This is a genomic window from Metapseudomonas resinovorans DSM 21078 (assembly GCF_000423545.1).
GTDB classification, from domain to species: domain Bacteria; phylum Pseudomonadota; class Gammaproteobacteria; order Pseudomonadales; family Pseudomonadaceae; genus Metapseudomonas; species Metapseudomonas resinovorans.
In genome coordinates, this window is sequence record NZ_AUIE01000014.1 from 138,836 (window position 1) to 150,976 (window position 12,141).

The 12,141-nt window shown below is 65.2% G+C and carries 11 protein-coding genes; 9 read left to right on the forward strand and 2 right to left on the reverse strand.

The genetic code is table 11. From position 1 onward, the window contains the following. Positions 1 to 3: 3 nt before the first annotated feature. The gene (olsB, locus tag G559_RS0113340; RefSeq protein ID WP_028628694.1) at positions 4 to 774 is read right to left on the reverse strand and encodes an L-ornithine N(alpha)-acyltransferase; all 771 of its coding nucleotides are present in this window, start codon (positions 772 to 774) and stop codon (positions 4 to 6) included. A gap of 137 nt (positions 775 to 911) precedes the next feature. Here olsB and G559_RS0113345 point away from each other — a divergent pair, with 137 nt between their 5' ends. From G559_RS0113345 to G559_RS0113385, 9 genes are all read left to right on the forward strand, one after another. Continuing rightward, entirely contained in the window at positions 912 to 1,796 is an 885-nt protein-coding gene (locus G559_RS0113345) for an acyl-CoA dehydrogenase family protein (RefSeq protein ID WP_028628695.1), read from the forward strand. Positions 1,797 to 1,927: 131 nt separating this feature from the next. After that, the gene (locus G559_RS0113350) at positions 1,928 to 2,713 is read left to right on the forward strand and encodes an oxygen-binding di-iron domain-containing protein (RefSeq protein ID WP_028628696.1); all 786 of its coding nucleotides are present in this window, start codon (positions 1,928 to 1,930) and stop codon (positions 2,711 to 2,713) included. Positions 2,714 to 2,821: 108 nt separating this feature from the next. Continuing rightward, positions 2,822 to 3,934, forward strand: coding sequence for a serine hydrolase domain-containing protein (locus tag G559_RS0113355; RefSeq protein WP_028628697.1), 1,113 nt, complete (start codon positions 2,822 to 2,824; stop codon positions 3,932 to 3,934). Beyond that, positions 3,931 to 4,263 carry a hypothetical protein gene (locus G559_RS0113360; protein ID WP_028628698.1) on the forward strand — a complete coding sequence of 111 codons (333 nt, stop codon included), beginning with the start codon at positions 3,931 to 3,933 and terminating at the stop codon, positions 4,261 to 4,263. The genes G559_RS0113355 and G559_RS0113360 overlap by 4 nt, the downstream gene beginning before the upstream one ends. A gap of 254 nt (positions 4,264 to 4,517) precedes the next feature. Continuing rightward, entirely contained in the window at positions 4,518 to 5,729 is a 1,212-nt protein-coding gene (locus tag G559_RS0113365; protein ID WP_028628699.1) for a M20 aminoacylase family protein, read from the forward strand. Positions 5,730 to 5,756: 27 nt separating this feature from the next. Continuing rightward, positions 5,757 to 7,082, forward strand: a complete 1,326-nt coding sequence (locus G559_RS0113370) for a citrate-proton symporter (RefSeq protein WP_028628700.1) — start codon at positions 5,757 to 5,759, stop codon at positions 7,080 to 7,082. Further along, a complete protein-coding gene (locus tag G559_RS0113375) occupies positions 7,083 to 8,564 on the forward strand; it encodes an amidase (protein ID WP_051246643.1) in 1,482 nt (493 codons plus the stop codon). It abuts the gene before it with no gap. Between the two features lie 79 nt (positions 8,565 to 8,643). Beyond that, positions 8,644 to 9,423, forward strand: coding sequence for an IclR family transcriptional regulator (locus G559_RS0113380; RefSeq protein WP_028628702.1), 780 nt, complete (start codon positions 8,644 to 8,646; stop codon positions 9,421 to 9,423). A gap of 188 nt (positions 9,424 to 9,611) precedes the next feature. Beyond that, positions 9,612 to 10,919, forward strand: a complete 1,308-nt coding sequence (locus G559_RS0113385; protein WP_028628703.1) for an OprD family outer membrane porin — start codon at positions 9,612 to 9,614, stop codon at positions 10,917 to 10,919. Between the two features lie 159 nt (positions 10,920 to 11,078). Here G559_RS0113385 and G559_RS0113390 read toward each other — a convergent pair whose 3' ends face one another. After that, positions 11,079 to 11,930 carry an ATPase gene (locus tag G559_RS0113390; RefSeq protein WP_028628704.1) on the reverse strand — a complete coding sequence of 284 codons (852 nt, stop codon included), beginning with the start codon at positions 11,928 to 11,930 and terminating at the stop codon, positions 11,079 to 11,081. Positions 11,931 to 12,141: the final 211 nt, after the last annotated feature.

The following is a 12,141-nucleotide window of genomic DNA, read 5'->3' on the forward strand; positions in this document are numbered from 1 at the left end:
GCCTCAGACCGCGGCCTTGAAGTGACGGGCGTAGCGCGGGCAGAGCTCGTCGCGCTTGAGCAGGATGAACACGTCGGCGACCTGGAAATCCGGGTCCCAGCACGGCTCGCCGCAGACCTTCGCCCCCAGGCGCATGTACGCCTTGAGCAGCGGCGGCATCTCGGTGATCACGTTGCCCGGCAGCTCCAGAATGGGCAGCGGGTTCTTCGGCTCGGCGCGCAGGTATTCGGTGCACAGGTAACGCTCGCGCAGGCGCTGCATGATGGCCTGGGCCTGGATACCGCCGTCCTGCATCGGAATGCTGGCGCAGCCCATCAGGTAGCGGTAACCGCCCTGGTTCAGCACCTCGGCCAGTTCACCCCAGAGCACGGCGATGGTGGCACCGTTACGGTAAGCCGGGTCGACGCAGGTACGGCCGATTTCCAGCACCGGGCCCTGCAATTCGCCGAGCCCATGGAGGCTGAACTCCTCTTCGCTGTAGAAGCGGCCCAGGTCGCGGGCGGCCTGGTGGTCGAGCAGGCGGGTGGTGGCGACCAGCTCGCCGCTGTCCAGGTCGCGCACGCCGATGTGCTCGCAGTGCGGATCGTAGTCATCCATGTCGAGACCGAACTCGGCACCTTGCAGCTTGGCGTCGAACTCGGCGCTGAACACGCGAAAACGCAGGGCCTGCGCCTCACGCAGCGCAGCGATACCTTCCAGGCGCTCGGCCTGCAGGCGGCGAGGGCTTTTCCCGTTGGGTGCGACACTGTCGCGGGTCATGGCGATCTGGGTCATGAATAAGCCTCCGTAGGCCGGCTCGATCCCGGTTGCAGCCGGACGATCTTGTTGTGCAAGCTCAGGCTAGGTAGACCCGGTGTCACCACCATGACGGTGGCGTGATGCTTGTATGACAGCCCCCAAGGAGTTCTCCAATGCCCTGGCAACGCCTGCTCGAAGCCTCTGCCCGTCTGCCGTCCGACCAACGCCTTGATGACTGGTACGGCACCCTGCTGGACCGTCTGGGCGACGTCACGCCCTTCGAACTGGCGGTGCTCGGCGGCAAGCTGGCCCCCACCCCGGGGCTGGCCTTCCTCGCCGGTTACCAGGGCGCGTTGCGCCTGCTCTGGCCCTCGGCGCCGCTGAGTCTGGGGGCCTTGTGCGTGACCGAGAACCGCAGCGTGCGCCCGGCGGACATGCAGACCCGCCTGACCGGCCTCAGCCTCAGCGGCCGCAAGGATTTCGTCACCGCGGGCGACGCCGCCGACTGGCTGCTGGTAGCTGCCCGCGAAGAAGCCGAGGGCGAATCGCCGCGCCTGGCCCTGGCGGTGGTGCGCAACGGTGCTCCCGGTGTGCGCGTCGAACAACTCAAGCCGCTGCCGCTGATGCCTGACATCCCCCATGCGCGCCTGCACCTGGAAGCCGCCCACTGCGAGCGTCTGGCGGGCGATGGCTGGGATGCCTACGTGAAACCCTTCCGCAGCATCGAGGATCTCCACGTCCTCGCCGCGCTGGTCGCCTGGCTCTACGGCATTGGCCGCGACAGTGCCTGGCCCCAAGCCCTGCAACTGCGTTTGCTGGGCTTGCTTACAGGCGCCGCGGAAGTCTCCCGACACTGCGCCACGGCCTCGGCTATGCACCTTTTTCTGGCGGCGCTCTTCGCCGAGTTCAAGGCACTCAAACCCGAGCTGGATGCCGCCTTCGCCAACGGCCCTGCGGACTGCGCCACGCTCTGGCAGCGCGACCAGGGCGTACTGGATATCGCCAGCGGGCCACGGGCCAAGCGGCTGGAGAAGGCCCTCGTCGCCCTGGGCATCTGAAGAACCGTGGGCGCGAACGCATTCGCGCCCACACCTCATTCGGCCTCTCACAATCGCGTCTTGATCCAGGTCAGGACTCGACCTTCAGAAATGCCTTACATCTGCGCGTCGCTTTTCCTACCGAGGTTTACATGCGTCGCGACCCCATCGTGCTGTTCGACAACGGCACCCATCAATGCCTGATGTTCGACGATCTGGTCAGCGGCGACGGCGTGCAGTCCAACCAGTTCCTGATCACCGACCACGAGCAATACCTGCTACTGGACCCGGGCGGCGACCTGACCTACACCCCGCTGTCGCTTGAACTGTCCAAGCACATGCCGGTGCAGGACCTGACCTACATCTTCGCCTCCCACCAGGACCCGGACATCATCGCCTCCCTGGACAAGTGGCTGCTGCACACCCGTGCGCGGGTAATCTGCTCCAAGCTCTGGGCACGCTTCCTGCCGCACCTGACCGCCAACTACCTGGCCATCAGCCACGGCATTTCCACCTACGACCGCATCATCGCCCTGCCCGACCGAGGCCAGTCCATCACTCTCGGTCGCTGCCACCTGAAAGCCGTGCCGGCGCACTTCCTCCACTCGGTGGGCAATTTCCAGCTCTACGACCCGGTCAGCCGCATCCTCTTCTCGGGCGACATGGGCGCCTCCCTGGTGGATGACGCCACGCCGGTGCGCGACTTCATCAACCACGTGCCGAACATGGAAGGCTTCCACCGCCGTTACATGGCCAGCAACAAGATCTGCCGGCTTTGGGCCGAGATGGTGCGTGGCATGGACGTGGAGATGATCGTGCCGCAGCACGGCCGGCCCTTTGTCGGCCGCGAGATGATCAGCGCCTTTCTGTACTGGATCGAGAACCTGGAGTGCGGCATCGACCTGATGGGGCCAGACGACTACCGATTGCCCCGCTGAACTGACCTATCGCGCCGGGTAGCCGCATTAGTCGGCGCGTTCGGCGCTTTTTGCCGTCATGAACCCCATGCTAGGTTGCGCCTTTTCATAACCAGAAGAGGCCCTTCGATGCCCGCCCCCTTCGTACGCCAGCTGGGCCTGGCGCTCGGCTTTTGCGCCAGTCTGGCCCAGGCCGAAACCTGGCCCGCCGCCGACTGGCAGCAAGGCCCCGCACCCAGCGGCGCCGCCGTGCAGGCCTTCGAGGCCTACGCCTTTCCCATCCGCGACGATCAGAGTCGCACAGGTGTGCGCAGCGATGCCGTGGTCGTCATCCGTGGCGGCAAGCTCATCTATGAACACTATGCCGGCCCAACCCGCGCCGAGACCCCGCACCTCACCTGGTCGGTGAGCAAGAGCCTGCTGGCCTCGGTAATGGGTGTTGCCTACGGCGAAGGCCGCTTCAAGCTGGACGAGCCGGTAGCGCGCTACTTCCCGGACTTCGCCGGCCACTCCAATGTCCGCATCGACCACCTGCTGCACTGGGCCTCGGGCCTCGCCTGGCAGGAGGACTACGAGTACGCGCCGCTGAAATCCTCGGTGGTGGCCATGCTCTACACCCGCGGCCGCGACAACATGGCCGCCTTCACCGCCGATCACCCGCTGGATGCCCTACCCGGCAAGCGCTTCCGCTACTCCAGTGGCGACACCAACGTGCTCTCCGCCGCGCTGCGCGGCATGGTCGGCGAGCAGGCCTACGCGGAGTACCCCTGGACTGCCCTGTTCGGCCCCCTGGGGATCCAGTCGGCCGTATGGGAAACCGATGCCGCGGGCACCTACGTCGGCTCCTCCTACAGCTACCTGACCGCCCGCGACCTGGCGCGCGTCGGCCTGTTGATGCAGCGCGGCGGCCGCTGGGGCGAGCGCCAATTGCTGCCGGTGGACTGGGTCGCCTTCAACCGCAAACCCTTCGCCGACTACCGGCCGGACCCGGCCAAGCCCGGAGAGGCCGTGCCCGGCGGCCACTGGTGGCTCAACGCCCAGCTCGAAGGCGCCGCCAAGCCCTGGCCGGATGCCCCGGAAGATACCTTTGCCGCCCTCGGCCACTGGGGCCAGGCGCTCTACGTGCTACCCAGCCAGAAACTGGTGATCGTGCGCTACGCCGATGACCGCGACGGCAGCTACCGCCACAACGACTTCCTCAAGCTGGCCCTGGCCGCCTTCGCCACGCAGGTGCAACCATGATTGCCCGTCGCCCCATCCTCAGCCTGCTGACCCTGGCACTGATTCTGCTGGCCGCGCTGGCCTGGCAGAACCGCGCACACTTGGCCGCCTTCCCCGACATCATCAGCGCCTACACCGCCAAGGAGTACTGTTCCTGCCGCTACGTGATGGGCAACCCGGCGGACTACTGCCATGGCTACGTGAAGCAGTACGTGCCCACCAGCGGTTTCCTCGACGACGCCGAGCACAAACGCGTGACGGCCAGCGGCCTCGGTCGCAGCAACACTGCGGCGTGGGTCAGCCCGCATCAGGGTTGTCGGCTCATGTCCGAGGCAAACAGCACACGTTGAGCTATCGCCCTGACGTGGAGAGGCGAGCTCTCCCGGAGGTTGGGTAGCGGAACGAAACCCAAGGTTGCAGACCGCAACCTTGGGTTTCGCTTCGCTCTGGTGGAACGCCGCCCGCCGCAACCTGCATCGGCAAACCCCGCCCCCCCTGTTCCACCCTGTGGAACCACCTTCGATTGTTCTCCTTTCGCCCACGCGGTTAGCTGGGGGCCAGCCGCGCAAGGCGGCAGTCGCCCCCAACGAGGAGAACAAGAACAATGACCCGTTACGCACATATCCAGGCCTGGCTCGATGACGTAGACGCCGACTTGAAAGCGCTGCGCCAGGACATCCACGCCCACCCCGAACTCGGCTTCGAAGAGCAGCGCACCGCTGCCCTGGTGGCCCGCCTGCTGACCGAATGGGACTACGAGGTGCATAGCGGCATCGGCCGCACCGGTGTGGTCGGCGTGCTGCGCAATGGCGCCTCCAACCGCACCCTCGGCCTGCGTGCCGACATGGACGCCCTGCCCATAGTCGAGAATACCGGCCTGACCTACAGCAGCTGCCACGCGGGTCGCATGCATGCCTGCGGCCACGACGGGCACACCGTCATGTTGCTGGGCGCGGCGCGCTACCTGGCCGCGACCCGCAACTTCCAGGGCACCCTCAACCTGATCTTCCAGCCGGCCGAAGAAGGCCAGGGTGGCGCCGAAGCCATGCTCGAAGACGGCCTGCTTGAGCGTTTCCCGTGCGAGGCGCTGTTCGGCATGCACAACATGCCCGGCCTGGAAGCCGGCCACCTGTGCTTCCGCGCCGGCCCGCTGATGGCCTCCCAGGACCTGCTGGAAGTGGTCATCGAAGGTGTCGGTGGCCACGGTTCCATGCCGCACCTATCCGTCGACCCACTGGTAGCTGCCTCCAGCACCGTGATGGCGCTGCAGACCGTGGTCGGACGCAACGTCGATCCGCAGCAGGCCGCAGTGGTTACCGTCGGCGCCCTGCAGGCCGGCGAAGCGGCCAATGTGATTCCCCAGCGGGCACTGCTGCGCCTCAGCCTGCGCGCCCTCGACGCCCAGGTGCGCGAGCAGGTGCTGGAGCGCGTGAAAGGGATCATCTACCGCCAGGCCGAAAGCCTCGGCTGCCGCGCCAGCATCGAACACCGTCCGGCCTACCCGGTGCTGATCAACAGCCCAGCGGAAACCGCCTTCGCCCGGCAAATAGGTGTGGAACTCGTCGGCGCCGACCAAGTGTTCGAAGCCCCCACCGTGATGGGCAGCGAAGACTTCGCCTGGATGCTCCAGCGCTGCCCCGGCAGCTACCTCTTCATCGGCAACGGCACCGGTGCCGGACGGCCGATGGTTCACAACCCCGGATACGACTTCAACGACGAAATCCTGGTGCGCGGCGCCGCGTACTGGGCCGCGCTGACGGAAACCTGGTTCCAGGACTCCGCCGCGCCTTCCCAGGCTTCTGCCACTGCCGTCTAGCCCAACACCAGATTCCGGAGATTCCCCATGCACGCTTCCCAAAGCGGAACCTCGCGCGCCCGCCAGGTGACCGCCGCCGTTATCGGCAACGCCCTCGAGTGGTACGACTTCATCGTCTACGGCTTCCTGTCCAGCATCATCGCCCGCCTGTTCTTCCCCTCCGACAGCGAGTACGCCTCGCTGCTGATGGCCCTGGCCACCTTCGGCGTCGGCTTCTTCATGCGCCCGGTCGGCGGTGTACTGCTGGGCATGTACGCGGATCGCAAGGGACGCAAGGCAGCCATGCAGCTGATCATCCTGCTGATGACCCTGTCCATCGCCCTGATCGCCTTTGCCCCGGACTACGCCGCGATCGGCATCGGTGCCCCCCTGCTGATCGTCATCGCACGCATGCTCCAGGGCTTCGCCACCGGTGGCGAGTACGCCAGCGCCACTGCCTTCCTGGTAGAAAGCGCGCCCGCCAACCGCCGGGGCCTCTATGGCGCCTGGCAACTCTTCGGCCAGTGCCTGGCGGTATTCGCCGGTGCCGGCATGGGCGCCCTGGTGACCCACACGCTCTCCCCCGAAGCGCTGGACAGCTGGGGTTGGCGGATTCCGTTCATCCTCGGTCTGCTGATCGGCCCGGTCGGGCTGTGGATGCGTCGCCACATGGAGGAAACCGAAGCCTTCATCGATGCCCAGGAAGAACACAAAGGCGAATCCTTCAGCCTGATGCGGGTGCTGAGCGAACATCGCCGCGCCGTTCTGGTGACCATGGGCACCACCATCAGTGGAACCGTGGCCTTCTACGTCGTCCTGGTGAACATGCCCACCTTCGCCCACAAGCAACTCGGCCTGCCCCTGGACCAGGTGTTCATGGTTCAGATGGCGGCAGTGGCGCTGATGACCCTGATCATCCCGATTGCCGGCGCCCTGTCGGACCGCATCGGCCGGCGCCCGGTCCTGTTCGCCGGCACCCTGTCCTTCTTCCTGCTCGTCTATCCGCTGTTCTCCTGGGTCGCCCAGGCACCGAGCATCGAGCGCCTGCTGGTCATGCAACTGCTGCTTTGCACGATGATCGGCGTGTCGTACGGGCCCGCCCCCACCAGCGTCGCCGAGCAATTCCCCACCCGCGTGCGCTCCACCGGGTTGGCGCTGGCCTACAACGTGGCGGTGATGCTGTTCGGCGGCTTCGCGCCGTTCATCGTCACCTGGCTGACCCAGGTGGGCGGCACGCCGGTGGCTCCTGCCTACTACGTGCTCTTCGCCTCCTTCGTCGGCCTCATCGCCACCTGCTATCTGCGCGAAGGCGCCCCCGCCGCCCTGGAGCGCCGCCAACGCCGCGACCTGCTCGCCACTGCCCGGAGCCTGTGAATGACTCGTTTCGAAACCAACCTCCCCCACGCCACGCTGCAGCAGGAAATCGTCGCGCTGGACGCCCTGCCATTGTCGGAGGCCATTCGCTCGCGACAGCTGTCCTGCCGCGAAGTCATGCAGGCCTACCTGGAGCAGATCGACCGTTTCAACCCCAGGGTCAATGCCCTGGTGGCCCTGCGGCCGGCCGAGGAACTACTGGCCGAGGCCGACGAACGTGACCGCCAATTGGCCCGTGGCCACTGGCTGGGCTGGATGCACGGCATGCCGCAGGCGGTGAAAGACCTCGCCGCCTGTGCCGGTTTACCCACCAGCATGGGCTCGCCGCTGTTCGCCGGACAGCTTGCCCAACACGACGCCATCGCCGTCGAGCGAGTACGGGCGGCAGGCGCGATCTTCATCGGCAAGAGCAACGTCCCGGAGTTCGGCCTCGGCTCGCAGAGCTACAACAGCGTCTTCGGCACGACCGGCAATGCCTACGACCCCAGTCTCTGCGCCGGCGGCAGCAGCGGTGGTGCGGCGGCGGCCCTGGCGCTGCGCTTGCTGCCGGTGGCCGACGGCAGCGACATGATGGGCTCGCTGCGCAATCCGGCGGCCTTCAACAACGTCTATGGCCTGCGTCCGTCGCAAGGTCGTGTGCCCTTCGGCCCCACACCTGAACTGTTCGCCCAGCAACTGGCCACCGAAGGTCCCATGGGCCGCAGCGTGGCCGATGTCGCGGCGTTGCTGCGCACCCAGGCCGGCCCCCATCGCGCCGCGCCGCTGGCCTTGTCGAGCACGGCGGACCTGATCGGCCCGCTGCAGCGCGACTTCGCAGGCGCACGCATCGGTTGGCTCGGCGACCTGGGCGGCCGTCTGCCCATGGAAGCCGGCCTGTTGGCCTTGTGCGAAAGCGCCCTGGCGGATTTCCGCGACCTCGGTTGCCACGTCGAAGACTGCCAGCCCGAGTTCGACCTGGAACGCCTGTGGAACTGCTGGCTAGTACACCGCCAGTGGCTGGTGGCCGGCAGCCTGGCCAAGGCCCATGCCGACCCGACCAAACGCGCCCTGCTCAAGCCCGAGGCGATCTGGGAAGTGGAAAGCGGCCTGGGCCTCAGCGCAGCGGACGTCTACCAGGCCTCCCTGGACCGTAGCGACTGGTACCGTGCGGTGGAAAAGCTCTTCGAGCGTTACGACTTCCTCCTGCTCCCCAGTGCGCAGGTGTTTCCTTTCGATGCAACACTGCACTGGCCCAAGGCCATCGCCGGCCGCGAGATGGACACCTACCACCGCTGGATGGAAGTGGTGATCGGCGCCACCCTGGCGGGCATTCCGGCCATGAGCGTACCGGTTGGTTTCAACCCTGCCGGCCTGCCCATGGGCCTGCAGATCATGGGCCCGGCCCAGGCCGACCTGGCGGTGCTGCAGCTGGCGCACGCCCATGAACAGCTCACCCAATGGGTGCGCAATTGCCCTCCGCCGTTGCTGAAAGAGGCTGATTAAGCCAATGGGCGGCATCTCCGGCGCCTTCGGGTCCCGATCTTGCAGCGTTTTCGGAACGCACATCCGGGAGGCGCGGCAGGTGGCGGAAACACAGGGTAAAGACGATGGCGGCACGGTCAGGTCGGTGGAGCGGGCGCTGGCGATAGTCGAGCTATTGGGCGAACACCAGGAACTGGGGTTGGAAGAATTGCACTACCTCACGGGACTGCCCAAGGCGACCGTCTCGCGCCTGCTGCATACCCTGCAGGAGCAAGGCTGGCTCTATCGGGGCCTGTGCGACCGTCGCTATCGCCTGTGCTCCCGACGTCTGTTCGGCGATCCCACCCAGCGGTTCAGCCGGCTCCTCGTCGAGCAGGCCGCGCCGCTGCTGCTGGACCTGAGCGAGAGCACCGGGCTGGTGGCCGACCTGTCGTACTTCGACGGCGACGAACTGCATGTGATGGAAAGCTCCATCCCAGAGGTGCTGCGCAAGCGATATCCGGGCAATCGCCTGGTCATCGGGCTGCGCGCCAGCCTGTTCCATTCGGCCATGGGCAGGGCTTGCCTTGGCGAGCTGGACAGCTCCGAGGTGCAGCGCCTGGCGCAACACCATCGGATCAGCGGTGACGATCTGCTGCGGGCCCACGAACAGACCCACAACCGGGGCTTTGGCGAGCGCACCGAAGGCTCATGGGAATACTCGATACGCCTGCCCTTCCTGATCCGCGCCGTGGCGCTGCCAATACTCAGCCAGGGCCGCCTGGTGGGAAGCATCGCCTTGCACTGGCCACGGGATACCGGCAGCGTCGAGAGCGTGCAACAGCGTCATCTCGGAAAACTGGCCAGTACCGTCAGCCAGTTGCAGCACAGTCTCGACTGAGACCTCACCCACCCGACTCGATGGAAAGTTACCGCCAGCAACTCCGGCGGAAACTTTCCATTCGCTCTTGAAGTTGTGATTCCACAGCGCGGAACCCAATTGAATTGCCCTTTACTCGCGTGAATCGACAATAGACCACGACCCGGAAATCGGTCTTTTCGTCATAACACAAGAATAAAGGTGATGAGATGTGCAGAGTTCGCTGCGAGTATCTGGCAGGGATTGCCGGGCTCTTGCTGGCAGGAAGTGCAAGTGCCGATGGTTTTATCAATGACAGCATCACGTCGTTGCGCTACAGCCAGTTCTACTGGAAGGAAAACAATGGCGAAGGTGTCGGCCCCACGCGCGATGAATGGGTCCAGGGAGCGCAGTTCAGTTTCAACTCCGGCTGGTATGAGAATGTGCTGGGCGTGGACTACAGCTACGGCCTGGCAGACGACTTGCGCATCGGCGACGAGGCCAACAGCATCAGTAACCTGGAACCCGACGACTCGGTGCAATCGCCCCATGGCCTGGCCAAGCCCATCGAAGCCTACCTGCGTGGCCGCCTCAAAGGCGACGCCGGTGAGCTGGTGCTGGGCGGGGGCAAGAAGGTTCGCCGCTACGCCCAGTACTTCGACGACGCCACCCGCATCCTTCCCGCCGGCACCACAGGCCTCGATGCGGATTACCGCATAGGCGGCCTGAACCTGCGCTACAGCCATATCAAGCAGTTCAGTCCGCGCAACGAGAATGGCTGGGGCGACGACCTGAGCAACTTTCGCGGCGAGAAGATCGACCAACTGCAACTGTTCGCCCTTGCCTACCGGATGCCCTTCGGTAGCCATTTGCTGGCCGAGTACTCCGAGTCCGAGCGCTACCTGCGCGCCGCCTCAATCAAGCTGGAGCACAATTTCGACCTGGGGGCCGGCCGCTTCATCGACCTCTACGCCACCCACGGCATGCAGCAGGACGCCGGCGATCTGTTCGACTATCAGGGCGTACCCGGACTCTATGAAGCGGAAACATCCCATGACGCGCGCTATATCGATCTCGGTGCCAAGTACAAGACGGCCAACTACTACGCGGGAATGACCTACAACAAAGTTCGCGGCGACGACTTTGACAGGTTGTTCTTCAGCAAGGATCACGGCGCCTGGAACAGTAGCGCCAAGTTGTTCTACTTCTTCGGCGTGGAAGATGAGGAAATGTTCAAACTGGTGGGCGGCACCAACTTCAGCTCACTTGGAATCCCACAACTCAGGCTGGATGTTCACTATGCCTTTTCCGATCACGCTGCCGGTTATGACGGATTCTCCAGACGAGAATTCCAGAGCCTGCTGCAATACAACTTCACGGGCACCTTGAAGGGCTTGAGCCTGGTCTGGCTGCACAACGAGTTTCACACCAAGGGCCAGCCGGATGGCATCGAACGCACCACGACCTCGCGCGGCCCGGCGGGGATCATTACCCACAATGCCGAGCGGTTTTACCTGAACTACATTTTCACCTTCTGAAATCGCCCGCCGCGTCCCACGGCTGTCGCCGGACGAAATCCGCTCCCCAGTTTCGTTGGGTGGGCTTCAGCCCACCAGCGAACACAACCGCAGCTCGATGCAACAATGAAAAAGCCCCCAGGCCGCGACAGCCTGGGGGCTTTCGTTGAATCAACCGCCTCAGCGCATGTTGATCTGCTGCTGCAGGTTCTGCACCTGGCTCTGCAGGGTGCTGATGTTCCGCGTCATCTGCGCACGGAAGGCATCGAACTCGGCGGTGCTGGCACCCTGGGACGGGGCTGGACGGTTATCCAACTCGCTGCGCAGCACGAGCAGGTCCTGCTCCAGGCTCTTGATCGCCTGGCTCGGATTGCCCTGTTTCTTCAGCGCCTCGACATCACTGCCCAAGCCCTTCAGGCGGCTATCGAACTGGGCGATCTCGCCCTGGGCGGCCTTCAGCTTGCTCTGCTCGGCGGCCAGGCCATCGACCTTGCTGCCCAACTGACTGCCTATCTGGGTCGCAGCGCCCTGGGCGGACTTGACGTCAGCGGCCAGCTGATCGACGCGCTTGCCCTGGCTACCCAACTGGGCATTGGTGGATTGCTGCTGCTTGGACAACTCGACCACCTTGGCCTGCAGCTGCTTGATCTGCAGCTTCAGCGACTCGCTGCCGCTGGTGACGCTGGACTCAGTGGCCACCACTTTGCCGGAAATGTCCTGGATACGGCCGGCTGCCTCTTCACTGATGCGGGCAAAGCTTTCCTGGGTGGCAACCAGTTGCTGCTCCATCAGGCTGATCTGCTGGAAGCTCCACCAGCCCAAACCGCCGAGGGCTACTACCAGGGCGACCACCAGAGCCCAGAGCGGACCGGTGCTGGCGCCTTTGGCCTTGGGGGCAGCGGTGGCATAGCCAATGGTGTTGTTGCGATGCACCGGCTCAGCCGCCGGGTGATGGCCGAACTCGTCACGATCACGGGCGTCGGTAGTCAGGCTGGGAACATCATCCACTTCGTCGAGAGCGTCATTACGCATGGGGGGACCTTTGGAGAGAAACGCAGAACCGCGAATGACCGGAAGTATACCGGTTCGCACGGCGCTCTTCAGCGTCGCGCCACTGCGGTGCGAGTTGCACCGCACGGGAGCAGCGGCCCTCCATTGACCGCGCGCAGGCCTAGCAGTTCCGGGGTTTGCGGCTTGGTACGGGGCTTGCTAGCCAGTTGCCAGCCCCGGCACGGGGCGATGC